26 protein-coding genes are annotated in these 21,966 nt (G+C 65.2%); 5 read left to right on the top strand and 21 right to left on the bottom strand.

Features of this window, described 5'->3' with window-relative positions:
- Window positions 1-153: 153 nt before the first annotated feature.
- A complete protein-coding gene (locus UB43_RS18020) occupies window positions 154-435 on the bottom strand; it encodes a type II toxin-antitoxin system RelE/ParE family toxin (protein WP_045213583.1) in 282 nt (93 codons plus the stop codon).
- The gene (locus tag UB43_RS18015; protein ID WP_045213580.1) at window positions 432-659 is read right to left on the bottom strand and encodes a CopG family ribbon-helix-helix protein; all 228 of its coding nucleotides are present in this window, start codon (window positions 657-659) and stop codon (window positions 432-434) included. The genes UB43_RS18020 and UB43_RS18015 overlap by 4 nt, the downstream gene beginning before the upstream one ends.
- Window positions 660-911: 252 nt before the next feature.
- Here UB43_RS18015 and UB43_RS18010 point away from each other — a divergent pair, with 252 nt between their 5' ends.
- The 4 genes from UB43_RS18010 to UB43_RS17995 all read left to right on the top strand — a co-directional run bounded on the left by UB43_RS18010 (window position 912) and on the right by UB43_RS17995 (window position 4,758).
- Window positions 912-2,297, top strand: a complete 1,386-nt coding sequence (locus tag UB43_RS18010; RefSeq protein ID WP_045213578.1) for a sodium:solute symporter — start codon at window positions 912-914, stop codon at window positions 2,295-2,297.
- A gap of 25 nt (window positions 2,298-2,322) precedes the next feature.
- On the top strand, window positions 2,323-3,279 hold the full coding sequence (gene speB / locus UB43_RS18005; protein ID WP_045213576.1) for an agmatinase: 957 nt from the start codon (window positions 2,323-2,325) through the stop codon (window positions 3,277-3,279).
- A 75-nt stretch (window positions 3,280-3,354) separates the two neighbouring features.
- Window positions 3,355-4,335, top strand: a complete 981-nt coding sequence (locus tag UB43_RS18000; RefSeq protein WP_082085862.1) for a LysR family transcriptional regulator — start codon at window positions 3,355-3,357, stop codon at window positions 4,333-4,335.
- Window positions 4,336-4,356: 21 nt separating this feature from the next.
- Window positions 4,357-4,758 (top strand): GFA family protein, encoded by a 402-nt coding sequence (locus UB43_RS17995; protein WP_045213573.1) that lies wholly within the window; start codon window positions 4,357-4,359, stop codon window positions 4,756-4,758.
- Window positions 4,759-4,862: 104 nt separating this feature from the next.
- Here the strand turns inward: UB43_RS17995 and UB43_RS17990 are convergent, their stop codons facing one another.
- The 16 genes from UB43_RS17990 to UB43_RS17920 form a co-directional block, all read right to left on the bottom strand.
- Complete coding sequence (locus UB43_RS17990; protein ID WP_045213570.1) at window positions 4,863-6,821, bottom strand: DUF4105 domain-containing protein; 1,959 nt, start codon at window positions 6,819-6,821, stop codon at window positions 4,863-4,865.
- Window positions 6,818-7,153: a DUF2388 domain-containing protein gene (locus UB43_RS17985; RefSeq protein ID WP_045213568.1), complete on the bottom strand. Its 336-nt coding sequence runs from the start codon at window positions 7,151-7,153 to the stop codon at window positions 6,818-6,820. Before UB43_RS17985 ends, UB43_RS17990 begins: the two co-directional genes overlap by 4 nt.
- Window positions 7,154-7,190: 37 nt before the next feature.
- Complete coding sequence (locus UB43_RS17980) at window positions 7,191-7,484, bottom strand: DUF2388 domain-containing protein (protein ID WP_045213567.1); 294 nt, start codon at window positions 7,482-7,484, stop codon at window positions 7,191-7,193.
- Window positions 7,485-7,598: 114 nt separating this feature from the next.
- A complete protein-coding gene (locus tag UB43_RS17975) occupies window positions 7,599-7,919 on the bottom strand; it encodes a DUF2388 domain-containing protein (RefSeq protein ID WP_045213565.1) in 321 nt (106 codons plus the stop codon).
- Between the two features lie 93 nt (window positions 7,920-8,012).
- Window positions 8,013-8,213, bottom strand: a complete 201-nt coding sequence (locus tag UB43_RS17970; protein ID WP_045213563.1) for a DUF1127 domain-containing protein — start codon at window positions 8,211-8,213, stop codon at window positions 8,013-8,015.
- Between the two features lie 281 nt (window positions 8,214-8,494).
- Entirely contained in the window at window positions 8,495-8,701 is a 207-nt protein-coding gene (locus UB43_RS17965) for a DUF1127 domain-containing protein (protein WP_015474893.1), read from the bottom strand.
- Window positions 8,702-8,732: 31 nt separating this feature from the next.
- Window positions 8,733-9,026, bottom strand: a complete 294-nt coding sequence (locus UB43_RS29945; protein ID WP_218187700.1) for a hypothetical protein — start codon at window positions 9,024-9,026, stop codon at window positions 8,733-8,735.
- 32 nt (window positions 9,027-9,058) lie between these two features.
- Window positions 9,059-10,555, bottom strand: coding sequence for an acetyl-CoA hydrolase/transferase family protein (locus UB43_RS17960; RefSeq protein WP_045213561.1), 1,497 nt, complete (start codon window positions 10,553-10,555; stop codon window positions 9,059-9,061).
- A gap of 186 nt (window positions 10,556-10,741) precedes the next feature.
- Window positions 10,742-12,178 carry an NAD(P)(+) transhydrogenase (Re/Si-specific) subunit beta gene (locus UB43_RS17955; protein ID WP_045213558.1) on the bottom strand — a complete coding sequence of 479 codons (1,437 nt, stop codon included), beginning with the start codon at window positions 12,176-12,178 and terminating at the stop codon, window positions 10,742-10,744.
- A gap of 1 nt (window position 12,179) precedes the next feature.
- Window positions 12,180-12,494, bottom strand: coding sequence for an NAD(P) transhydrogenase subunit alpha (locus tag UB43_RS17950; protein ID WP_015474896.1), 315 nt, complete (start codon window positions 12,492-12,494; stop codon window positions 12,180-12,182).
- A 61-nt stretch (window positions 12,495-12,555) separates the two neighbouring features.
- Complete coding sequence (locus UB43_RS17945; RefSeq protein WP_045213556.1) at window positions 12,556-13,674, bottom strand: Re/Si-specific NAD(P)(+) transhydrogenase subunit alpha; 1,119 nt, start codon at window positions 13,672-13,674, stop codon at window positions 12,556-12,558.
- A 615-nt stretch (window positions 13,675-14,289) separates the two neighbouring features.
- Window positions 14,290-14,925 (bottom strand): SCO family protein, encoded by a 636-nt coding sequence (locus UB43_RS17940; protein WP_045213554.1) that lies wholly within the window; start codon window positions 14,923-14,925, stop codon window positions 14,290-14,292.
- Window positions 14,926-15,008: 83 nt separating this feature from the next.
- A complete protein-coding gene (gene cyoE / locus UB43_RS17935; RefSeq protein WP_045213552.1) occupies window positions 15,009-15,911 on the bottom strand; it encodes a heme o synthase in 903 nt (300 codons plus the stop codon).
- A gap of 75 nt (window positions 15,912-15,986) precedes the next feature.
- Complete coding sequence (locus tag UB43_RS17930) at window positions 15,987-17,060, bottom strand: heme A synthase (protein ID WP_045213549.1); 1,074 nt, start codon at window positions 17,058-17,060, stop codon at window positions 15,987-15,989.
- A 43-nt stretch (window positions 17,061-17,103) separates the two neighbouring features.
- Window positions 17,104-17,667 (bottom strand): hypothetical protein, encoded by a 564-nt coding sequence (locus UB43_RS17925; protein ID WP_045213546.1) that lies wholly within the window; start codon window positions 17,665-17,667, stop codon window positions 17,104-17,106.
- A complete protein-coding gene (locus UB43_RS17920) occupies window positions 17,645-18,409 on the bottom strand; it encodes an SURF1 family protein (protein WP_045213543.1) in 765 nt (254 codons plus the stop codon). The genes UB43_RS17925 and UB43_RS17920 overlap by 23 nt, the downstream gene beginning before the upstream one ends.
- Before the next feature lie 44 nt (window positions 18,410-18,453).
- On the opposite strand from UB43_RS17920, the gene UB43_RS17915 reads away from it, so the two are divergent.
- Window positions 18,454-18,663, top strand: a complete 210-nt coding sequence (locus UB43_RS17915) for a twin transmembrane helix small protein (protein WP_037011706.1) — start codon at window positions 18,454-18,456, stop codon at window positions 18,661-18,663.
- 130 nt (window positions 18,664-18,793) lie between these two features.
- Here UB43_RS17915 and UB43_RS17910 read toward each other — a convergent pair whose 3' ends face one another.
- The 3 genes from UB43_RS17910 to ctaD form a co-directional block, all read right to left on the bottom strand.
- Window positions 18,794-19,681, bottom strand: a complete 888-nt coding sequence (locus UB43_RS17910; protein ID WP_045213540.1) for a cytochrome c oxidase subunit 3 — start codon at window positions 19,679-19,681, stop codon at window positions 18,794-18,796.
- Between the two features lie 22 nt (window positions 19,682-19,703).
- Window positions 19,704-20,261 (bottom strand): cytochrome c oxidase assembly protein, encoded by a 558-nt coding sequence (locus tag UB43_RS17905; RefSeq protein WP_045213537.1) that lies wholly within the window; start codon window positions 20,259-20,261, stop codon window positions 19,704-19,706.
- A gap of 104 nt (window positions 20,262-20,365) precedes the next feature.
- Entirely contained in the window at window positions 20,366-21,961 is a 1,596-nt protein-coding gene (ctaD, locus tag UB43_RS17900; protein ID WP_017517728.1) for a cytochrome c oxidase subunit I, read from the bottom strand.
- Window positions 21,962-21,966: the final 5 nt, after the last annotated feature.

Here is a 21,966-nt window from a genome sequence, read left to right as displayed (position 1 = left end):
GTGAACGTTATTGCCCTATACGGTCACTGAAAATCCAGGAATTACAACTGGGTCGATAAAACGACCAGAATATTGAGCATTGTGCATTTGATTGCTTTTTAACCAAATGACAAAGTCAATACTTTGAAACATCTTGTAACCGTGTGGCCACTTTTACCCCGAGTTATCCACACGATCGATGCGCAAAATCTGCACAGCACGCCCCTTTACCCGGAAAGCGGCCTGGTACGGCCAGCGCTCGACCGGCAATTCGCGCACGCCGGGCACTTCGCTCGGCACGCCGCTGCTGCTCTGTTCCAGGTTTGCCAGCGGGCTGACCTGCTCGACGATGTCCTGGATGGCCCGCAGCGCCTTCTCCGGGCCGATCAGTACGACGTAGTGGTCGTAGATGGCGTCCAGGTCAGCCGCGGCCTTGTGCGTCCATTGCAGGCTCATGCCAGGCCCCACTTGGCTTCGATGGCCGCGTGCTCCAGCAGGTGACCGGCATCGGCGTCCGCCACCCCTTCATCGATGGCCGCCACGTGCCAGCTCTGGCGTTCCAGGTACTGCGCCAGCGCCTGGCGCAGGTGGTAGGGCCGGTCCCGATGGGTGGCGCGGGCCAGTTGGTCCAGCGCTGCCACGAGGGCGTCGTCGGCGCGGAACGAAACAACGGTGGTCACTTTTTGAACAGCTCCGTTTACGCTGTATACACAGTATACAACGATAACATACGTATACGAATCAAGCACTTGGCGGCGGCGGATTTTTTCTCCACGACCGGCTGAAAGCCCGCCAGGCGCGGGCCGCGGGGAACACTTTCGCGGTGGCGAAAGTTGGCTTCCGGCTTCGAGGATTTGTCGGCAGGGCGAGGGGCATCAGGCTGGCGGGGCGACGGCCTGATTCCCACACAACAACAACAGGAGCCCCCCGCGATGCTGCTCGATTACCTGATCATGCTGGTCTACGCCCTGGGCATGCTTGCCCTGGGCTGGTACGGAATGCGCAAGGCGCGCAATCAGAACGACTTCCTTGTGGCCGGGCGCCGCCTCGGCCCGGGGCTCTACCTGGGCACCATGGCTGCGGTGGTGCTCGGTGGCGCATCCACCATTGGCACGGTGAAGCTGGGCTACCTCTACGGGCTGTCCGGCCTGTGGCTGGTATTCATGCTGGGGCTGGGGATCATCGTCCTCAGCCTGGTGTTCTCGCGGCAGATCGCGAGGCTGAAGGTCTACACCGTCACGCAGATCCTCGAGCAGCGCTACCAGGCGTCCTCGCGGCTGATCGGCGGCATCGTGATGGTCGCCTACGACCTGATGGTGGCGGTCACCGCGACCATCGCCATCGGCTCGGTGACCGAGGTGGTCTTCGAGATTCCGCGCATCCCGGCGATCCTCTGCGGCGGCGGCATCGTCATCGTCTATTCGGTGATCGGCGGCATGTGGTCGCTGACGCTCACCGACATCATCCAGTTCGTGATCAAGACCCTCGGCATCTTCGCGGTGCTGCTGCCGCTGTCGATCCACGAGGCGGGCGGCCTGTCGCGCATGCAGGAAGTGCTGCCGGCGGGCTTCTTCGATCTCGGCCACATCGGCCTGGACACCATCCTCACCTACTTCCTGCTGTACTTCTTCGGCGCGCTGATCGGCCAGGACATCTGGCAGCGCGTGTTCACCGCGCGCAGCGAGAAGGTGGTGCGCTACGCCGGCCTTGGCGCCGGCGTCTACTGCATGCTCTACGGCCTGGCCTGCGCGCTGATCGGCGCCGCCGCCCACGTGCTGTTGCCCAACCTGGCAGTGCCGGAAAACGCCTATGCCGAAGTCACCCGCCAGGTGCTCCAGCCCGGCCTGCGTGGGCTGGTGGTCGCGGCAGCGCTGTCGGCCATCATGTCCACCGCCTCGGGCTGCCTGCTGGCGGCCGCCACGGTGTTCCAGGAGGACATCTACGCGCGCTTCCTGCGCCCCGGCGCGCCCAACGGCCTGCGTGAGAGCCGTCTGTTCACGCTGATGATGGGGGTGGTGATGCTTGCCCTGGCGTGCCTGGTGAACGACGTCATCGGTGCCCTGAGCATCGCTTACAACCTGCTCGTCGGTGGCTTGCTGGTGCCAATACTCGGCGCCCTGTTATGGCGCCGCGCCTCCGCTCGAGGTGCGATGGCCAGCATCGTCGTCGGCTGCCTGGTGGTGGTCGCCTTCATGGCCGTCGACGGTGTGCTCGCCAATACCCCCATCGCCTATGGCCTGCTCGCCAGCCTGGTCACCTTCGTGGTGGTCAGCCTCGCCGGAGCACCCGCCGCCAGCCTGCAGGCGCAGGCCGACTGAACCTTCATCCGACAGGAGACGCCCCATGCCCCATGACTTCCCGCAACCCCTGGACGCCGCGCAGATCCCGCGTTTCGCCGGCATCCCCAGCTTCATGCGCCTGCCGATCTTCGAGGACCCGGCGCAGGTGGACATTGCCTTGCTCGGCGTGCCCTGGGACGGCGGCACCACCAACCGCGCCGGCGCCCGCCATGGCCCGCGCGAGGTGCGCAACCAGTCGAGCCTGATGCGCAAGGTGCACCACGTCAGCCATATCGCACCCTATGACCTGCTGCGCATCGGCGACATCGGCGACGCGCCGGTGAACCCCATCGACCTGCTCGATTCGCTCAAGCAGATCGAAGGCTTCTACCGGCGCATCCACGCCGCCGGCACCATCCCGCTGTCGGTGGGCGGCGACCACCTGGTAACCCTGCCGATCTTCCGCGCGCTGGCCGCCGAGCGGCCCGTCGGCATGGTGCATTTCGATGCGCACTCCGACACCAACGACCGCTACTTCGGCGATAACCCCTACACCCACGGCACGCCGTTCCGCCGCGCCATCGAGGAAGGGTTGCTGGACCCCAAGCGTACGGTGCAGATCGGCATTCGAGGCTCGATCTACGACGCCGACGATGAGGCTTTTGCCCAGGAGCAAGGCATCCGGGTGATCCACATGGAAGAGTTCGCCGACCTCGGCGTCGCTGCCACGCTGGCCGAAGTGCGCCGGGTCGTGGGGCAGGGGCCGACCTACGTGACCTTCGATGTCGACGTGCTCGACCCGGCCTACGCACCCGGCACCGGCACGCCGGAGATCGGCGGCATGACGACGCTGGAGGCGCAGCACATGATCCGCGGGCTGCAGGGCTTGAACCTGATCGGCGCCGATGTGGTGGAAGTGTCGCCGCCGTTCGACCAGGGCGGGGCGACCGCGCTGGTGGGCGCCACCATGATGTTCGAGCTGCTCTGCGTCCTTGCTGATTCGGTCGCCGCACGCCGTTGACCGCACGGGGGGTTCACGGAGCGGCGCGCTCGGCGCTATAACGAAAGGCCTGCGCCCGCCGCCACGAGAACTCCCATGCTGGGCAATCTTTCCGATATCGACCTGCGCCTGCTGCGCACCTTCTGCACCATCGTCGAGGCGGGCGGCTTCACTGCCGCCCAGGTGCGCCTGAACACCAGCCTGTCACGGCTGAGCGTGCTGGTGCGCGACCTGGAACTGCGCCTGGGCTATTCGCTGTGCCGACGCGGCAGCAGCGGCTTCCAGCTCACCGAGGAAGGGCAGCAGCTGTACGAGGCGTCGCTCGGGTTGTTCGTCGACATCGAGCGCTTCCGCGAGCAGGTGGCAGGCCTGGGCGGCCGCGATCGCGAGGTGCTGCACCTGGGCTGCGTCGATGGCGTGCTCGGCCAGCACTGCTGGCCGCTGCCGCTGGCGCTCCGGCTGTTCCGCAAAGGCCATCCACGGGTGCGCCTGAACCTGCATACCCAGCGTCCGGACGAACTGGAGAACGCCGTCCTGGAGGAGCGTCTGCAACTGGCCATCGGCGCCTTCCATCATCGCTTGTCGGGTCTGCGCTACCAGCTGCTGTTCAGCGAGGAGCAGAACCTCTATTGCGCCCAGGGGCACCCGTTCTTCGAGCGTGCGCAGGACGAGCCCTCCCTGGAGCAGGTCTGCGCGGCTGAATACGTCGGCCGCGGCTACATGACCGAAAGCCGTCGCCCGCACGGGCTGGTGTTCAGCCGCGCGACCAACGCCTACACCATGGAGGCCATCGCCAACCTGGTGTTCAGCGGCACCTTCATCGGCTACCTGCCTACGCACTACGCGGCGCAATGGGTCGCACAGGATCGCCTGCGGGCGATCCGCCCGGCGCAGCTGGCCTATGTCTCGGAGTTCCATAGCGTGACGCGCCAGGGAGTCGAGCCGGGCGAGGTGCTGGGAGCCTTCCTCGATGCCCTGGAGCGCGCCCAGGCCGAGCTGGGTAGTGGGGAGCCGGGCCGGCAGCTGCTGCGCGAGGACGGCTGCGTGCCGAAGCGCGGCCACGAGGCGGCCAAGTAGGACTGAAAGGGAGGATCAACGATGAAGGCTGTACATGTCGGCGGCTGCCATTGCGGCCAGCTGCGCTACGAGTGCGATGCCGCGTTGACGGACGTCGCCCATTGCCATTGCTCGATCTGCCGGCGCACCACCGGCGGCATCGTCACTACCTGGGTGACAGTGCCGCTGAAGAGCTTTCGCTGGACTCACGGCAAGCCTGCCGAATACCGCTCGTCGCCGCCCTGCGTGCGCTACTTCTGCCGCAATTGTGGCGCCCAGTTGGCCCTGTTCACGGACCAGGCTCCGGACACGCTGGATATCACCACGGCGACGCTGGAGGAGGTCGCCAGCGTGGTGCCGGATCGGCATATCTGGGTGAACAGCCGGCTGCCATGGATTCATCTGGACGAGCAGCTGGAAGAGGAGTGGGAGGAGAAGCTCTAGGGTTCGCGGTTCGGTTTTGTTCGCGAGCAAGCTCGCTCCTACGAAGAGCAATAATGCGCTAGCTGTAGGAGCGAGCTTGCTCGCGAACCGACGCTCGGCAGGCTTCAGGGCAGCTCCAGTCCGCCCGATGCCTTGTGCAGCTCGCGCAGGTGCGCACCGATCTGCTTGGTGTTCGCTTCCAGCGCGGCCAGCTCGTCACGACGCTCCGGGGTGAGCAGGGCGCGGACTTCGCGGTCGAGGTTGTCGCTGAGCTGGCGCAGGCGCTGCTGGCGCTGCTGCGTCTGCTTCTCCAGGGTTGCGGTCTCCGGCGCCTGGGGCAGGCCGTAGCCGCCGTCGAGCAGTTCGGCCGGACGGCTGAGGAAGCCGCTGTCGTCGAGGATCTGCTGCAGCGTCTTGCCGGCCGCGGCGAGGTCCGGCTGGCTTTTCATGGCGTCCGGGTTGCTCAGGTAGAGACGCTTGAGCTCGTCCTGGGCCAGCAGCAGCTGGCGGCGCAGCGAGGCCTGTTCGAGTAGCAGCAGGGCGGCGCTGGAGCGCAGGTCGGCCTTGTCGAACCAGGGCCGGCGCTCGACGGCGGGGAGGGCGAGCCAGTCTTCGACCTTGTCCTGCGGGACATCCATGCGCTTTTTCAGCACGTCGAACATGGCCTGGTAGCGGTCGCGGAAGGAGTCGAAGCGATAGCCCAGGCGCAGCGCTTCCTTGGGGTTGTCCAGCACGCTGGCGTCGGCGATGCCCTTGTTCTCCAGCAGGCCGAGCACGCCATAGGGCGTGATGCTGTCCATGGTCTGCAGGCTCTGGCGCTGGATGCCGCTGCGCAGCAGCTTGAGCGTCTCCACCGCGCAGTTGTTGGACAGGAAGTAGTAGTTGCCGTCGTAGCTCCAATGGCTCTGCGCGGAGCGCTCCACCAGGCTGGCGACTTCGTCGCGGCTGAGCCTGAGCGGGATCGATGCAAGGCTGCGCAGCTCGACCTTGGTGTACTCCTCGATCACCTGGGACAGCGGCAGCACGAACAGGCGCGATGGATAGGCGCCGGTCAGGCCGTCCCAGCTGGAGAGCTGCAGGTCGCCGACGAAGGCGCGGTAGGACAGCACCAGGTGCTGGTCCAGATCCAGGCGGCACGCCGGGCCGCGCGGGCGCCCCGGCGCGCAGACCACCAGGCGCAGCATGGTGTGACCCCAGCGGCTGGCGATCTCGTTGTTGGCCTCGGCGATCAGGTAGTCGACCTCGTAGACGCGCTCCGGGTCGAGATACCCCAGCGGCTGGCGGCCGAAATCGCGGCCGGCGTTGAGGTAGGCGTACTGGGTCGAGCATTGGTCGTGCGGGCGCTCGCCGAAGCGCTCCGCGTAGTAGCGGTACAGTGCCGGGCGGCGGCAGGCGAAGCTGCGGTCGAGGAGGAAGTACTCCATGTTCACCGCGACGTACTCGCGCGGGTTGGTCAGCTCGTAGCGGTCCGGGCTGCGCAGCAGGAAGCGGTTGTGCTGTTCGCGCTCGCCATGCTTGCCGGCGTATTGCGGCCAGCCGGCGAGGTCGAGCAGGCGCGGGTCGTCCGAGAGGCTGAAGCGGCGGCCGGCCTGGCCACGGCAATCGTCTGGCGCGCCGACGCGGCCGAGGCTCTTGTCGCGCATCGTGCAGCGGCGGATCACCCGGCCTTCGTCGGTATCCCAGAGGCGCGCGCGGTCGTAGAGATGGGTCAGCTCATGAAGCAGGGTGGCCAGCAGCTCCCGGCGCAGGGTGCCGTGGGTGCGGCCGGTCTGCTCGGTGGCGGCACTGCCGTCGGTGAGTGGGCCGAGATAGCGGGTATTCAGGGCGATGGCGCCGGGGCGCAGGGTGCGGCCCATGCCATTGCTGGGCAGGTCGTCGCGCCACTGCACCTGGACGCTGCGATCCAGGCGCTGCACGAAGCTCTCCGGCAGGGTGTGCAGGGCTTCGTCCAGCAGGTGCTGGCTGGCCTGGCGCTGGGCGGCATTCAGGCCGTCGGTGTCCAGCTCCAGGCGGAGCGAGGCGTGGCTGCTGGCGGCGACTATCAGTGCCAGGGCCGCCAGCCAGCGGCCAGCCCGGAGTCTCACAGAGCGAGGATGGCTTCGGCCAGGTCCTGGTCGGAGGCTTCGCGCGCCTGCGGCACCTGCTCGCGCAGCACCTTGAACGCGGCTTCCAGCTGCGCACCACGGATCGCGCCGTCGCTGCCGACATAGCTGGCGGCATCGTCACGGGCTTCGCGGACGACTTTCATGTCACGCACGGAGGTGGTGGTGTCCGAGGTGAAGTCGATGCTGCGGGCGAAGGCGTTGGTGGTGATGTTGAACACGCGGATCACCGATTGGGCCTGGGCGGTGGAGGTGCAGGCGGCCAGCAGGAGGCCGAGGATCAGGGGGCTCTTGGAAAGCGAGCTGAGGCGCATGGATGTCTCCGAAAGGGCAGCGGGAGCTGCTCACGACTTATTTGGCAAGAATTGCTTCGGCCAGTTCCCGATCATTCGCCGCCAGCTCCGGATGCCGCTGGCGCAGCCAGTGCAGCGCAGCCTCCAGGCGGGCACCGCGCAGGGCTCCATCGGTTGCAACGAACTGCGCCGCGTCGTCGCGGGCGCCGCGTAGCAGCTTATTGTCGAAGGGCGCGCTGGTGACCTGGCTGGTGGCGTAGCTGGTCGCTACCGGGAACTGGGTAGTCTGGTCGAATGCCCGGGCGGGCAACGAACAGGTCAGCAACGGCAGCAGTAACAACAGGGTACGCATGGGCTCGGACGATCGGGAAAGCACGGCCGCCAAGGCTAACGGAATGCGCGTGGGAGAGCCAGCGCAGAGCGCCGGGCGGAGCGCCCGGCGCGGCAGGATTCAGCGATGAATCGCTCAGATGGTCAGGATCGCCTGGGCCAGCTGCTGGTCATTGGCGGCCAGGGTCGGCAGCTTGCTGCGGATGTGGGCGAGGGCGGCTTCCAGGTGCGCGCCGCGGATCTGGCCCTGGCTTGCGACAAAGGTGGCCGCATCGTCACGGGCTTCGAGGACGATCTTGTCGTCCTTGAAAGAGTTGCTCAGGTCCGAGGTGCCGTCGGAGGTGGCGCCGGTGGCGCGCACCGACAGGTCGGTGGTGTAGACGAAGCTGGTGGCATAGGCGCCGGTGGCGCAGCCGATCAGGGCGGCGGCAGCGATCAGGCGAAGGCGGTTGTTCATGGAGTGGCTCCGGAAAAAGACCAAGCAAAGGTGGCCGGGGCGGCCACTCTAACTGTGCTCAGACTAGCCAAGACTGATCGGCGTCACCAGCATTCAGCGCCAGAATGGTTTCGAGATTTCTCGCATGCGTTCGCTGGGGCTGATACCGATATCCGCCAGTTGAAGGCTGGTGAGCTCGGCGAGCTGGCGGCGGGTTCGGGCATTGTGCAGCCATTCGCCGAGCAAGGCGGGTAGACGACGCAGCAGCAGGGCGGCGGGCGGAGTGGGCAGATCGGATGACAGTGCGCGTTCCATGGCGGGCCTCCTCGTGACCGTGGTGGACGGTCAATACAGGCTCGCACTGCTCGCGATGGCGCATCAGAGTCAGCGAAAGGCAATTGCGGGAGTACAGCGAGGGGAAATTCAGAACTGTACCGCCGCGGTTGCAGCTGGCTGTTCTGTGATCAGCGAGGGGAGGTAGCGCGAAAAAGCGGGCTTCCAGAATGCCAAGGGCCGCTCCAGATGAGCGGCCTCAGGCAAAACTACCAGTACAGTTACGGTGAGCCTGGAGAGTATGGCTCAGTTGTACTGTTGAATCAGCGCCAGAACGGCTTGTTCAGTTCGGCGTAACGCTGGGCTTCGCTGATGCCGGCGTCGGCCAGCAGGCGGGAGTCCAGGCGGGCCAGCTGACGGCGGCTTTCCATGCGGCGCTGCCACAGGCGAACGGTGCCGACGAGGCCACGATGGGCGCTGGAGGTGCTACGGGTGGTGCTCAGAGCTGCGGAACCGAGGGTACGTTCCATGGTGGTCATCCTTCTCGCTTGTGGCGAGTAGTCAGTTGCTGAATGGATTAAGCATATGATCTGACTTTTTGGTCAGGGATGACAGGTACAGCTGGACTGTATTGCGGCTGGTCAGGCGATTGTAATTTTGAACTGTAATGGTCTTTTTCGGGGCGAACTGTACCGTTGCGCTCCATTCTGGTGCGCAACTGGTGGGCGTCTGAGGTTTTTCGAGGGTGCCGGCCAAGGCGGCGGCGGGGGAAGCTGAACAGTTGGAGCGGGATAAAAATCTGTTCAGGAGTGTTTTTACGTGGTTTTTTTCCGGCTGTAAACCCTTGCGGGCCATTCATTGCTGAATGGCCCGCAGAGCGTCTGGAATCAGCCCGCTGCCAGCATGTGGCCGTGTTCTTCCAGATTGATATGCCACTCCAGGGCCTCGCGCAGGATGTGCGGGGTATGGCCGCCGCGCTCGCAGGCGGCATCGAAGTAACTGTTCAGGGCGTCGCGGTAGGACGGGTGCACACAGTTGTCGATGATCACCCGGGCGCGCTCGCGCGGCGCCAGGCCGCGCAGGTCGGCCAGGCCGACTTCGGTGACGAGGATGTCCACGTCGTGCTCGGTGTGGTCGACGTGGCTGACCATGGGGACGACGCTGGAGATGTTGCCGCCCTTGGCGATGGACTTGGTGACGAAGATGGCCAGGTGCGCGTTGCGGGCGAAGTCGCCCGAGCCGCCGATGCCGTTCATCATCCTGGTGCCGCCGACGTGGGTGGAGTTCACGTTGCCGTAGATGTCGAACTCCAGCGCGGTGTTGATGCCGATGATACCCAGGCGACGGACCACTTCAGGGTGGTTGGAAATCTCCTGCGGGCGCAGTACCAGCTTGTCCTTGTAGCGCTCCAGGTTGCCGAAGACTTCTTCGTTACGACGTGCGGACAGTGTGATGGAACTGCCCGAGGCGAAGCGCAGCTTGCCGGCGTCCATCAGGTCGAAGGTCGAGTCCTGCAGCACTTCGGAGTACATGGTCAGGTCTTCGAACGGCGATTCGATCAGGCCGCACATCACCGCGTTGGCAATGGTGCCGACGCCCGCTTGCAGCGGCGCGAGGTTCTTGGCCAGGCGGCCGGCGTCCACTTCCTGCTTGAAGAAATCGATCAGGTGGTTGGCGATGGCCTGGGTTTCGTCGTCCGGCGGCAGCACGGTGGACGGGGAGTCCGGCTGGTCGTTGACGACGATGGCGACGATCTTCTCTGCCGGGATCGGGATGGCGGTGCTGCCGATGCGGTCGTCCACGCGAGTGAGCGGGATCGGCGTGCGGGTCGGACGGTAGGTCGGGATATAGATGTCGTGCAGACCTTCGAGGTTGGCGTTGTGCGCGACGTTGATCTCGACGATCACCTGCTTGGCGAAGATCGCGAAGCTGGCCGAGTTGCCCACCGAGGTGGTCGGCACGATGTGGCCTTCCTCGGTAATGGCGACGGCTTCGATGACGGCGATGTCCGGCAGCTTGAGCTGGTGGTTGCGCAGTTGCTCGACGGTCTCGGAGAGGTGCTGGTCGATGAACATCACCTCGCCGGCGTTGATCGCCTTGCGCAGGGTGCTGTCGACCTGGAAGGGCATGCGACGGGCCAGCACGCCGGCTTCGGTGAGTTGCTTGTCGAGGTCATTGCCCAGGCTGGCGCCGGTCATCAGGCTGATGCGCAGCGGCTCCTGCTTGGCGCGCTCGGCGAGGGCCTTGGGGACGGCCTTGGCTTCGCCGGCACGGGTGAAACCGCTCATGCCGACGGTCATGCCGTCCTTGATAAGGGCCGCGGCCTGGTCGGCAGTCATCACCTTGTCCAGCAGGGAGGACATACGCACGCGATCACGGAACATGGGAAAACCTCGGGCAGTAGGAAGTGCGAGGCCGCCAGTCTAGGGACTCGGCGATTTTTGGCTCTTATACCAAGGTCGAAAAATCGCCCGGCCGGGGCCTTCTTACTACCAATGTCCAGCGCTTTTCGGGTTGCCCGAAAGCAAGACACCGGCGCGAGGCCGGTGTCTTGTGGATCAGCGGTCGTCTTATTCGACGGCCTTGACCATGTCTTCGATGACCTTCTTGGCGTCGCCGAAGACCATCATGGTCTTGTCCAGGTAGAACAGTTCGTTGTCCAGGCCGGCGTAGCCGCTGGCCATCGAGCGCTTGTTGACGATCACGGTCTTGGCTTTGTAGGCCTCGAGGATCGGCATGCCGGCGATCGGCGACTTCGGATCGTTCTTCGCCGCCGGGTTCACCACGTCGTTGGCGCCCAGGACCAGCACCACGTCGGTCTGGCCGAACTCGGAGTTGATGTCTTCCATCTCGAACACCTGCTCGTAAGGCACTTCGGCCTCGGCCAGCAGGACGTTCATGTGGCCCGGCATACGGCCGGCAACCGGGTGGATGGCGAACTTCACGTTGACGCCGCGATGGGTCAGCTTCTCGGCCAGTTCCATCAGCGCGTGCTGGGCACGGGCCACCGCCAGGCCGTAGCCGGGGACGATGATCACGCTGTCGGCGTTGGTCAGCAGGAACGAGGCGTCGTCGGCCGAACCGGATTTCACCGGGCGGGCTTCCTTGGCACCGGCCGGGCCGCCAGCGTCCGCTTCGGCGCCGAAGCCACCGAGGATGACGTTGAAGAACGAGCGGTTCATCGCCTTGCACATGATGTAGGAGAGGATCGCGCCGGAGGAGCCCACCAGGGAGCCGGCGATGATCAGCATCGAGTTGTTCAGCGAGAAGCCGATACCTGCTGCAGCCCAGCCGGAGTAGGAGTTCAGCATCGACACGACGACGGGCATGTCCGCGCCGCCGATCGGGATGATGATCAGCACGCCGAGGATGAAGGCCAGGGCCAGCATCACCACGAAGGCGGTCAGGTTGCCGGTGAACATGAACAGCAGGCCCAGGCCCAGGGTGGTCAGGCCGAGCACCAGGTTGAGCATGTGCTGGCCGGCGAACTGCACCGGGGCGCCCTGGAACAGGCGGAACTTGTATTTGCCCGACAGCTTGCCGAAGGCGATCACCGAACCGGAGAAGGTGATGGCGCCGATGGCGGCACCCAGGAACAGCTCCAGGCGGTTACCGGTGGGGATGGTATCGCCCAGGTTCTGCACGATGCCCAGGGACTGCGGCTCGACCACGGCGGCGATGGCGATGAACACGGCGGCCAGGCCGATCATGCTGTGCATGAAGGCGACCAGTTCCGGCATCTTGGTCATCTCGACGCGCTTGGCCATGATCGAACCGGCGGTGCCGCCGACCAGCAGGCCGATGATCACGTAGACGATGCCGGTGGTGGCGATTTCGCTGCTGATCTTGAAAACCAGTGCGACGGTGGTCAGCGCGGCGATGGCCATGCCGATCATGCCGAACAGGTTGCCGCGGCGCGAGGTGGTCGGGTGCGACAGGCCTTTGAGGGCCTGGATGAAGCAGACCGAGGCGATGAGGTAGAGGAGGGTGACGAGGTTCATGCTCATGTCAGTGCTTCTCCGCCTTCGGCGCTTTCTTCTTGAACATTTCCAGCATGCGGCGGGTGACCAGGAAGCCACCGAACACATTCACTGCAGCCAGGGCCACGGCCAGGGTGCCCATGGCCTTGCCCAGCGGGGTGACGGTCAGGGCGGCGGCCAGCATGGCGCCGACGATCACGATTGCCGAGATGGCGTTGGTCACCGCCATCAGCGGGGTGTGCAGGGCAGGGGTGACGTTCCAGACCACGTGGTAGCCGACGTAGATCGCCAGCACGAAGATGATCAGGTTGTAGATGCCGTGGGAGATCAGCATGTCTTCCATAGTTTCTCACCGGTCTTCAGGGCCGGACGCGGGGTCCGGCGCGTTCTTATATAAGAAGGGCTCAGCCGTTCTTGCGCACGATCTGGCCGTCACGGCACATCAGGCACGCGGCGACGATGTCGTCTTCCAGGTTCACCGTGAAGCCTTCGGCGGTCAGGGTGAGCTTGAGGAAGTCGAGCAGGTTGCGCGCGTAGAGTGCGGAGGCGTCTGCCGGCACCAGCGCGGCCAGGTTGCTCAGGCCGACGATGGTGACGCCGTGCTTGACCACGACCTGGTCGGCCTCGGTCAGCGGGCAGTTGCCGCCTTGGGAAGCGGCGAGGTCGATGACCACCGAGCCCGGCTTCATTTCCGCGACAGTCGCTTCATGCAGCAGGGTCGGTGCCTTGCGGCCCGGAATCAGCGCAGTGGTGATGACGATGTCCGACTGCTTGGCGCGTTCGTGCACGGCCTTGGCCTGGCGTTCCATCCACGAGGCCGGCATCGGGCGGGCGTAACCGCCGACACCTTCGGCGCACTCGCGCTCTTCGTCGGTCTCGTAGGGGACATCGACGAACTTGGCGCCCAGGGACTCGATCTGCTCCTTCACCGCCGGACGAACGTCCGAGGCCTCGATCACCGCGCCCAGGCGCTTGGCCGTGGCGATGGCCTGCAGGCCGGCGACACCGGCGCCGAGGATCAGCACGCGGGCGGCCTTCACGGTGCCGGCGGCGGTCATCAGCATGGGCATGAAGCGCGGGTAGTGGTGGGCAGCGAGCAACACCGCCTTGTAGCCGGCGATGTTGGCCTGGGAAGAGAGCACGTCCAGGCTCTGCGCACGGGAAGTACGCGGCGCGGCCTCGAGGGCGAAGGCGGTGACGCCGCGTTCGGCCATGCGGGCGATGTTCTCGTTGTTGAACGGGTTGAGCATGCCGATCAGCACGGTACCCGGCTTCATCTGCGCCAGCTCGCTTTCGCTGGGCGCGACAACCTTCAGCACCAGCTCCGAACCGTAGGCATCGGCGGCAGTGCCGATCTTCGCGCCAACGGCCTCAAAGGCAGCATCCGGCAGGCTGGCGCTGACGCCCGCTCCGCTCTGGATGACGACCTGATGGCCCTGCCCGATCAGTTTCTTGACCGTTTCCGGCGTTGCTGCGACCCGCGTCTCACCGGCTTGGGTCTCGAGGGGTACACCGATCTGCACTCGCAAATCTCCTGCGTGATCCTGGGATTGTCCGGGCTACTACGTTGGCGACCCGGGTTGTCGAACTGGCAACGGTCTAATTCTTATTGTGGACCGGGCTGTGACCCGGTGGCCGCGGCATTGTGCAATCGAACCTGGAGGGCATCAAGAAGTTCTGGAGTGGTACGAGGCGATAACTACAAGTCACGTTTGGACCCGTGGTTTTCCGGTCGCCACCGAGGCCGCGTGGACCCTGGCGTTTAGCCTAATTGCCTATTGTGACCGGACGGAAATGTCATCCTCGTCGTGAATGACCACCCATCAGAGGCTCCCCATGCCCACCGAAAGGCCCGGTAATCCTGCAACAGGCTCAGGCATAGGTGTTAATTAATGTTTCTAATATGGAGTATGAGTCATTCCTGATGCCTGGCTTTCTGTAGCAGATTTTTTACATTGACTACGGGGTCAGGAAATTCGCCCGGAAGCTTCAAGACCGCGTATTACACCGCGCCAGAGCCATGAGATGAGGTTTAGCAGAAAGTTCGCGTTTGTCTGGTATCGAGACGAATGGCGCAGAAAAAACAACGGCCACCTGTATCGGGTGGCCGTTGGGGGTGAGACACGGTGTCGCGGGGATCAGTTGGCGGCGCTGATCACGCTGGGGAGCTGGGCGACCAGCTTGTCGTTGTGCAGCGGGGCGCGGATGAAGCCGTGCTGGGTGCCGTCCGGGCCGATCAGCACCAGGTTGCCGCTGTGGTCGACGGTGTAGTTGGGCTTGCTGGTGTCGGCCGGGATATAGGGGATGCTCATGGCGTTGGCCAGCTTCTGCACGTTCTCTTCCGAGCCGGTGATGCCCTTGAAGCCGGCGTTGAAGAAGCCGATGTATTCCTTGATGCGCGGCGCGGTATCGCGGTGCGGGTCGACGCTGACGAACACCACCTGCAGGTTCTTCGCCACTTCCGGCGGCAGCTTGGTCTGCAGCTCGCGCAGTTGCGCCAGGGTAGTGGGGCAGACGTCCGGGCAGAAGGTGTAGCCGAAGAACAGCAGGGACCACTTCTCCTTCAGGCTGGCGGTCTGGAACGGCTGGCTGTCCTGGTCGGTGAAGGTCAGGTCGGGGACGCTGCGGGTTTGCGGGAGGATCACGATGCCGGCGTCGAGCAGCACGGTCGGGTCGAGCTGGTGGCGCTGGTTGAGCACCTTCTGGACGGTGAGGCCGAGGATCACGGCAACGATGGCGACGAGGATGAAGACGGTCTTGTTGACTCGGGTCATGGGCTACTCGTGGGTCGGGACGTCTGGAGTGAAGCCAAGGGCTTCGCGAGCAAGTTCGCTCCTAACTTGCTCGCGAACCGGCCTCAGTAGTTCAGGTGCAGCGGCAGGTAGTGGTCCACCAGCAGCGCGATGAACAGCAGGAACAGGTAGGCAATAGAGTACTTGAAGGTCTTGATTGCCGCATGGGGTCGGCTGCCGCAGTAGAGCGCCCAGGCCCAGTCGAGGAAGCGCGCGCCCAGGGCCAGTGCGGCGAACAGGTAGACCAGCCCGGCCATGTGGATGGCGAAGGGCATCAGCGTCACGGCGAACAGCACCAGGGTGTAGAGCAGGATGTGCAGCTTGGTGTAGTGCTCGCCGTGGGTCACCGGCAGCATCGGGATATCGGCCTTGGCGTATTCGTCCTTGCGGTGCAGGCACAGCGCCCAGAAGTGCGGCGGCGTCCAGGCAAAGATGATCAGCACCAGCAGCAGCGGTTCGGCCGAGACCTGCCCGGTCACCGCGACCCAGCCCAGCAGCGGCGGGGCGGCGCCGGCGAGGCCGCCGATGACGATGTTCTGCGGCGTGGCACGCTTGAGGAAACCGGTGTAGAGCGCCGCGTAGCCCAGCAGCGAAGCCAGCGTCAGCCAGGCCGTCAGCTCATTGGTGAACACCAGCAGCACCGCCATCCCGGCCACCGACAGCAGCATGGCAAAGCCCAGCGCGATGGGCGGTGAAACGCGCCCTTCGGCCAGCGGGCGCTTGTGCGTGCGCGCCATGATCGAGTCGATGCGCCGGTCCACCACGTGGTTCACCGCCGCCGCGCCGCCGGCGCACAGGCCGATGCCAAGGTTGCCGAAGACCAGCACCTGCCAGGGCACGCCGGCCTTGGTGGCGAGCAGCATGCCGATCAGCGAGGTGATCAGCATGAGCAGGACCACCTTGGGCTTGGTCAGTTCGAGCAGGTCGCGCCAGCTGGCTTGGCTGGAAGTGCTGATGACGCTGGCCATGGGTATTTCTCCATCGGGTGAATGGGGGCCGGCGCGCCTTGGCGCCGGCCGGCCGTCGTGCTCAACCGTGCAATCTCATCCCTGCGAGGGATAGGCCACCGGGCGCTCCAGGGCGTCCAGGGCAATCGGGCTGCTGGCGGGCAGCTCGACGTGCTTCGCCGCGGGTGCGCGCACCCGGTAGTTCACCAGCACCAGCATCAGCAGCAGAAACGCGCCGCCGCCGTTGTGCGCCACCGCCACCGGCAGCGGCAGGTGCAGCAGGACGTTGCTGATGCCCAGGCCGATCTGGAAGGACAGCCCCAGCAGCATCAGTGCGGTGATGCCGATCAGGCCGTGGCGCTGGAGGTTCCAGGCCAGCAGCAGGATCACCGCGGTCACGCACAGCGCGCCCATGCGGTGGGTCATGTGGATGGCCGTGCGGGCGTCGCTGTCGAGCTGGCCACCGAGGTAGTTCGGGCCGATGTGCTGGGTGAGGTGGAAGCCGTTGGCGAAGTCCATGTTCGGCCACCACTCGCCGTGGCACATCGGCAGGTCGATGCAGGCCACCGCGGCGTAGTTGCTGCTGACCCAGCCGCCGAGGGCGATCTGCCCGATCACCATCAGCAGGGCGAGGGCTGCCAGTGCGCGCAACTTCGACGGCAGCTGCAGCGGGGCGAAGGCGCCGGACAGGCGCAGGCTGAGCAGGAACAGCAGCGACAGGGTGGTGAAACCGCCCAACAGGTGCGCGGTGACCACCTGCGGCCAGAGTTTGAGGGTGACCGTCCACATGCCGAACGCGGCCTGCGCGATCACCACGGCGAGCAGCAGCAGCGGCAGTCGCATCGGCTGGCCGTCGCGGCCGCGACGTACCAGCGCGTGCACCGCCAGCCCGAGGATCAGCAGGCCGAGGCTGCCGGCGAAGTAGCGGTGGATCATTTCGTTCCAGCCCTTCTGCGCCTCCACCGGCGAGTCGGGGAAGTGCATCTCGGCGTGGGCCAGTTGCGCCTCGTTCAGCGGAACGTGGACGAAGCCATAGCAGCCGGGCCAGTCCGGGCAGCCGAGGCCGGCGTGGGTCAGGCGGGTGTAAGCGCCCAGCAGGATGACCACGAAGGCCAGCGCCGTGGCCAGCACGGCGAGGTAGAAGGCGGGTTTGCGTCTTGCCTGGATCATGCGTCGCTCCCGATCTTGTTGTTGTCGTGGGGCTGGCGAGCTCTTAACCGATGTTGGACAGCTTCAGCAGCAGCTGCAGGTCCTTGAGGATCGACTTGCCGTTGGCCTTGGCGTCGTAGCGCAGCACCAGGTTGCCGTGCGGGTCGACGATCCACAGTTGCGGCTGGGCGCCGGTGTGCTGGTTGGGCGCCAGGCCCAGGCGCTGCAGGCGCGGGTAGTCCTTGTCGAGCAGGCCGGTGAACTCGGCCGGCAGTGGCTTGGCGAAGGCCAGCGCGTGTTCGGCGCGGCTGGCTTCGCGGCCCAGGCCGATGTTGATCTGGCGCGCCAGGTAGACCAGTTGCTGGCAGTCGCTGGTGCAGGTTTCCGGCGCGGTGACCAGAAGCTGCCAATGCTCGCTCGACTGGTCGGCTTGTACGCCGAGGTCCGCCGGGGTCTGGCCGGTGGCAATCAGGTCGCCGCTGTAACTGCGGCCTTCCGGCACCCAGAACTGCAGCTTGTACATGGCGGTGGCAAGCAGCATCGGCCCCAGCACCATGCCGAGGATCAGCAGCAGTTGTACCCGGCCGCGGCGGCGGGAGGTGGAATCAGGCAGAGTCATGGCGGTCATGGTCGAAGGTCTCCCGTGCGCGACGGATGCCGAGGTAGAGGTAAAGGGCGGAGAGTGCGATGGCCAGGGCGAACCACTGCACGGCGTAGCCGACGTGGCGCTCCGGCGGCATGGCGACGATCGGCCAGTCGGTGTCGAAGGCGGCGTCGCCCGGCTCCAGGCGAATTTCCATGGCCTGGCCCTCGCGGCCGAGCTGGTCCCAGAGGAAGGGCGCGTCGACCTGGGTGATCAGGCGCGGCCAGCCGGCGGTTGGGGCGCTCGGCGTAGCGGGCGGCGGGACGTAGGTCCAGGCATCCAGCAGCAGGTCATGATTGGGTGTGTCGATCTTCGGTGGTACGCGGCGATCGGGCCAGGGCACCCAGCCGCGGTTGACCAGCAGCCACTGGTGGCCGACGCGATCGAAGAAGGGCTGCAGCACCTCGACGCCGGCCTGGCCGTTGCGGGTGCGGTTGTCCAGCAGGGCAGTGTGCTCGGCGTCGAGCTGGCCTTGCAGGCGTACACGAACGTAGCTGCGCGGCGGCTGGCGCTCGAGCTCGGCGATGCTGATCGGATCCTGCTGGCGTTGCACTTCGGCAGCGGCGAGGAGGGTGCGTTTTTCGGCGGCGCGGGAGAGTTGCCAGAAACCCAGGCCGATCAGCACCGGCAGCAGCGCGAGGACCACCAGGGTCGGCGCGATGCCGGGCCGGAAGGCGCGCGTGGTGCGGCCTTGACGGTGCTCGGTAGCGTGCTGGCTATACTGCAAGACATCCCCCTCAACCCCAGTCCCCTGCGGACAGGAGGCCGGTAGTGCTCAAAGCTGCGATCGTTCTGTTGTTGCTGGCGACCGTCGTCAGCCTGTTCAGTGGCCTGTTCTTCCTGGTCAAGGACGAGGGCCACGGTTCGCGGGTGGTCAATGCGCTGACCGTCCGTGTCACCCTCACCGCCCTGACGCTCGCTCTTATTGCCTGGGGCTTCTTCAGCGGCCAACTCGGCAGCTCCGCCCCCTGGCATTTCTGATTCCGCTCTGGTTCTTCGTAGGAGCGAGGGGGACGCCCAGTTCTTGCTCGCGAATGCTTTGTCCTGATGCCTCAGTGTTGGGCGGTTCGCGAGCAAGCTCGCTCCTGCAGGTCCGGCAATTCCCCCGGCGTTAAAGCACGTAAACGAAGATGAACAGCCCGATCCACACCACGTCGACGAAGTGCCAGTACCAGCTGGCCGCTTCGAAACCGAAGTGTTTGTCGGCGTCGAAGTGCCCGCGGATGATGCGGATCAGCATGATGCTCAGCATGATCGCGCCGATGGTCACGTGGGCGCCGTGGAAGCCGGTGAGCATGAAGAAGGTCGCGCCGTAGATGCCCGAGCCCAGGGTCAGGCCCAGCTCGCTGTAAGCCTCGTGGTACTCGTAGGCCTGCAGTACCAGGAAGCACGCGCCCAGCGCCACGGTCAGCGCCAGCCACAGCTTCAACGGGCCGCGATGGTTCTTCTTCAGGGCATGGTGGGCGAAGGTCACGGTGAAGCTGGAGGTGACCAGCAGCAGGGTGTTGATCAGCGGCAGCTTCCACGGGTCGATCACTTCTTTGGGCGGCGGGAAGAGCTTGTTGTCCGGGTTGTTCAGCTGCGGCCAGCCGGTTTCGAACTGCGGCCAGAGCATGTGCGAGATGCCGTGGTGGCCTTCGCCACCCAGCCACGGGTTGACGAAGTGGCGCACGTAGAACAGCGCGCCGAAGAAGGCGGCGAAGAACATCACCTCGGAGAAGATGAACCAGCTCATGCCCCAGCGGAACGAGCGGTCCATCTGCGGGCTGTAGAGGCCGCCGCGGCTCTCCTTGATGACGTTGCCGAACCAGCCGAACAGCATGTAGGCCAGGATCAGCCCGCCGGCGAAGAAGATCCACGGGCCGTGGGAGTGCTCCTTGCCGGCGCTCATGTCGTTCATCCAGGTGCCGACGCCGAACAGCGTCACCAGCATGCCGACGGTGGCGATGATCGGCCACTTGCTCTGCGCGGGGACGTAATAGGGATCGTGGGTTGCCATCGTTCTTGTTCTCCTTTGCCCTTCAGCGCTCGTTACTGGCCACGGGTGGCTTGCGGGCAGTGATGTCGAACAGCGTGTAAGCAAGCGTCAGGTGACGCACATCCTTGGGCAGGTCGCGGTCGACGATGAAGCGCACCGGCATTTCGATGCGCTCGCCCGGCTGCAGGACCTGCTGGGTGAAGCAGAAGCATTCGGTCTTGTGGAAGTAGGTGGCCGCCACCGACGGCGCGATGCTCGGGATTGCCTGGGCGGTCATCGGCTTTTCGGTGGGGTTGTAGGCGACGAACAACATCTGGTTCACCGCGCCCGGATGCACCACCAACTGCTCGGCCTCGGGGTGGAACTCCCAGACCATGTCGATGTTGTTGTTGGCGACGAACTGGATCTTCACCTCGCGCGACTGGTCGACCACCTGGCCGTCGCCCTGGTAGGCGCTGCCGGAGGTCTTGCCGTTGATGCCCAGTGCCTTGCACATCACGTCGTACAGCGGCACCAGGGCGAAGCCGAAGGCGAACATGGCGACCACGGCAATGACCAGCCGGGTCACCAGCTTGCGCGTTTCGATGTTGCCGTCGCTCATGGGGTTATCCCTCCCTTGTAGGAGCGAGCTTGCTCGCGAATCACCCGGCACCGGGGTGCCCGGAAAAAGCGTTCGCGAGCAAGCTCGCTCCTACAGGAACATCGTTATTTCACTTCCGGGGGCGTGGTGAAGGTGTGGTACGGCGCCGGCGAGGGAATCGTCCACTCCAGGCCTTCCGCGCCATCCCACGGCTTGGCCGGTGCCGGCTTGCCGCCCTTGATGCACTTGATGACGATGAACAGGAACAGCAGCTGCGTGGTGCCGAACATGAAGGCGCCGATGGACGAGACCATGTTGAAGTCGGCGAACTGCAGGTTGTAGTCCGGAATCCGCCGCGGCATGCCGGCCAGGCCGACGAAGTGCATCGGGAAGAACGCCAGGTTCATGCCGATGAAGCTCATCCAGAAGTGCAGCTTGCCCAGGGTCTCGTCGTACATGTGGCCGGTCCATTTCGGCAGCCAGTAGTAGGCCGAGGCGAAGATGCCGAAGATCGCGCCGGGCACCAGCACGTAGTGGAAGTGCGCCACCACGAAGTAGGTGTCCTGGTACTGGAAGTCCGCCGGGGCGATGGCCAGCATCAGCCCGGAGAAGCCGCCGATGGTGAACAGGATGACGAAGGCCACGGCGAACAGCATCGGCGTCTCGAAGGTCAGCGAGCCCTGCCACATGGTCGACGCCCAGTTGAACACCTTCACCCCGGTGGGCACGGCGATCAACATGGTCGCGTACATGAAGAACAGCTCGCCTACCAGCGGGATGCCGACCACGAACATGTGGTGCGCCCAGACGACGAAGGACAGGAAGGCGATCGACGCGGTGGCGTAGACCATCGAGGTGTAGCCGAACAGCGGCTTGCGGCTGAAGGCCGGGATGATCGAGCTGACGGCGCCGAACGCCGGCAGGATCATGATGTACACCTCGGGGTGGCCGAAGAACCAGAACACGTGCTGGAACAGCACCGGGTCGCCGCCGCCGGCCGCGCTGAAGAAGCTGGTGCCGAAGTGGATGTCCATCAGCATCATCGTCACGCAGCCCGCCAGCACCGGCATCACCGCGATCAGCAGGAACGCGGTGATCAGCCAGGTCCAGACGAACAGCGGCATCTTCATCAGCGTCATGCCCGGTGCGCGCAGGTTGAGGATGGTGGCGATCACGTTGATCGCGCCCATGATCGAACTCATGCCCATCAGGTGGATGGCGAAGATGAAGAAGGTCACGCTGTGCGGCGCGAAGGTGGTGGAGAGCGGTGCGTAGAAGGTCCAGCCGAAGTTCGGGCCGCCGCCAGGCATGAACAGGGTGCTCACCAGCAGGCCGAAGGCCGCCGGCAGCAGCCAGAAGCTGAAGTTGTTCATCCGTGGCAGGGCCATGTCCGGCGCGCCGATCATCAGCGGCACCATCCAGTTGGCCAGGCCGACGAAGGCCGGCATCACCGCGCCGAAGACCATCACCAGGCCGTGCATGGTGGTCATCTGGTTGAAGAACGCCGGCTCGACGATCTGCAGGCCCGGCTGGAACAGTTCGGCGCGGATCACCATGGCGAAGGAGCCGCCCAGCAGGAAGGCGCAGAAGCTGAACCACAGGTACAGCGTGCCGATGTCCTTGTGGTTGGTAGTCAGTACCCAGCGCATCAGGCCCTTGGCGGGGCCGTGGTGGTGGTCGCCGGCGTGAGAATGGTCGGGGTGATCGATCACTGTACTCATCGCGG

Origin of the sequence: Pseudomonas sp. 21, assembly GCF_000955805.1 — a bacterium.
Lineage (GTDB): Bacteria > Pseudomonadota > Gammaproteobacteria > Pseudomonadales > Pseudomonadaceae > Pseudomonas.
This window is presented reverse-complemented; position numbering and strand designations above follow the sequence as displayed.

What these genes read in the sequence shown, in the direction of transcription:
- UB43_RS18020 (WP_045213583.1), bottom strand. Translation starts at nt 435, where the DNA reads ATGAGCCTGCAATGGACGCACAAGGCCGCGGCTGACCTGGACGCCATC.
- UB43_RS18010 (WP_045213578.1), top strand. Translation starts at nt 912, where the DNA reads ATGCTGCTCGATTACCTGATCATGCTGGTCTACGCCCTGGGCATGCTT.
- speB (WP_045213576.1), top strand. Translation starts at nt 2,323, where the DNA reads ATGCCCCATGACTTCCCGCAACCCCTGGACGCCGCGCAGATCCCGCGT.
- UB43_RS18000 (WP_082085862.1), top strand. Translation starts at nt 3,355, where the DNA reads ATGCTGGGCAATCTTTCCGATATCGACCTGCGCCTGCTGCGCACCTTC.
- UB43_RS17995 (WP_045213573.1), top strand. Translation starts at nt 4,357, where the DNA reads ATGAAGGCTGTACATGTCGGCGGCTGCCATTGCGGCCAGCTGCGCTAC.
- UB43_RS17985 (WP_045213568.1), bottom strand. Translation starts at nt 7,153, where the DNA reads ATGCGCCTCAGCTCGCTTTCCAAGAGCCCCCTGATCCTCGGCCTCCTG.
- UB43_RS17980 (WP_045213567.1), bottom strand. Translation starts at nt 7,484, where the DNA reads ATGCGTACCCTGTTGTTACTGCTGCCGTTGCTGACCTGTTCGTTGCCC.
- UB43_RS17975 (WP_045213565.1), bottom strand. Translation starts at nt 7,919, where the DNA reads ATGAACAACCGCCTTCGCCTGATCGCTGCCGCCGCCCTGATCGGCTGC.
- UB43_RS17970 (WP_045213563.1), bottom strand. Translation starts at nt 8,213, where the DNA reads ATGGAACGCGCACTGTCATCCGATCTGCCCACTCCGCCCGCCGCCCTG.
- UB43_RS17965 (WP_015474893.1), bottom strand. Translation starts at nt 8,701, where the DNA reads ATGGAACGTACCCTCGGTTCCGCAGCTCTGAGCACCACCCGTAGCACC.
- UB43_RS29945 (WP_218187700.1), bottom strand. Translation starts at nt 9,026, where the DNA reads ATGGCCCGCAAGGGTTTACAGCCGGAAAAAAACCACGTAAAAACACTC.
- UB43_RS17960 (WP_045213561.1), bottom strand. Translation starts at nt 10,555, where the DNA reads ATGTTCCGTGATCGCGTGCGTATGTCCTCCCTGCTGGACAAGGTGATG.
- UB43_RS17955 (WP_045213558.1), bottom strand. Translation starts at nt 12,178, where the DNA reads ATGAGCATGAACCTCGTCACCCTCCTCTACCTCATCGCCTCGGTCTGC.
- UB43_RS17950 (WP_015474896.1), bottom strand. Translation starts at nt 12,494, where the DNA reads ATGGAAGACATGCTGATCTCCCACGGCATCTACAACCTGATCATCTTC.
- UB43_RS17940 (WP_045213554.1), bottom strand. Translation starts at nt 14,925, where the DNA reads ATGACCCGAGTCAACAAGACCGTCTTCATCCTCGTCGCCATCGTTGCC.
- cyoE (WP_045213552.1), bottom strand. Translation starts at nt 15,911, where the DNA reads ATGGCCAGCGTCATCAGCACTTCCAGCCAAGCCAGCTGGCGCGACCTG.
- UB43_RS17930 (WP_045213549.1), bottom strand. Translation starts at nt 17,060, where the DNA reads ATGATCCAGGCAAGACGCAAACCCGCCTTCTACCTCGCCGTGCTGGCC.
- UB43_RS17925 (WP_045213546.1), bottom strand. Translation starts at nt 17,667, where the DNA reads ATGACCGCCATGACTCTGCCTGATTCCACCTCCCGCCGCCGCGGCCGG.
- UB43_RS17910 (WP_045213540.1), bottom strand. Translation starts at nt 19,681, where the DNA reads ATGGCAACCCACGATCCCTATTACGTCCCCGCGCAGAGCAAGTGGCCG.
- UB43_RS17905 (WP_045213537.1), bottom strand. Translation starts at nt 20,261, where the DNA reads ATGAGCGACGGCAACATCGAAACGCGCAAGCTGGTGACCCGGCTGGTC.
- ctaD (WP_017517728.1), bottom strand. Translation starts at nt 21,961, where the DNA reads ATGAGTACAGTGATCGATCACCCCGACCATTCTCACGCCGGCGACCAC.